1 protein-coding gene is annotated in these 774 nt (G+C 46.1%); it reads left to right on the plus strand.

Annotated elements, in window-relative coordinates:
• Positions 1-748 (plus strand): MiaB/RimO family radical SAM methylthiotransferase (locus tag R8N47_RS24695; RefSeq protein ID WP_318186037.1); only part of this gene is annotated, 748 nt, incomplete at its 5' end.
• Positions 749-774 lie beyond the last annotated feature (26 nt).

Consider the following 774-nt stretch of genomic DNA (forward strand, 5'->3'; position numbering starts at 1 on the left):
ATCTATCGATGGTATCGACCGTATTCGTTTCACGACTAGCCACCCGCTAGAGTTTACTGACGACATCATCGCGGTTTACGAAGATACCCCGGAGCTTGTGAGTTTCCTACACCTGCCAGTACAAAGTGGTAGTGACCGTATCCTAACGATGATGAAGCGTCCTCACACAGCTATCGAGTACAAGTCAATCATCCGTAAACTACGTAAAGCGCGTCCTGATATCCAAATCAGTTCTGACTTTATTGTTGGTTTCCCTGGTGAAACAGACAAAGACTTCCAAGACACAATGAAGCTAATCAAAGACGTAGACTTTGACATGAGCTTCAGCTTTATCTTCTCACCTCGTCCAGGTACACCAGCGGCAGATTACCCTTGTGATATACCAGAACAAGTGAAGAAAGAGCGTCTATACGAGCTGCAACAAACCATCAATGCACAAGCAATGCGTTACTCACGCCTAATGCTTGGTACTGAGCAGCGTGTACTGGTTGAAGGCCCTTCTAAGAAAAACCTAATGGAACTGCGCGCTCGTACAGAAAACAACCGTGTAGTAAACTTTGAAGGTAGCGCAGACCTAATTGGTCAGTTCGTTGACGTGAAGATTACGGACGTATTTGCAAACTCGCTACGTGGTGAGCTAGTACGTACAGAAAAAGACATGGACCTTCGTAGTGTGATTTCTCCAACACAAATGATGGCGAAAACACGTCGCGAAGATGAGCTGGGTGTAGCTACTTTTACGCCGTAAGCTCGTATAAATCGCCATGGAGAGCC

Source organism: Vibrio sp. 2132-1, assembly GCF_033344315.1.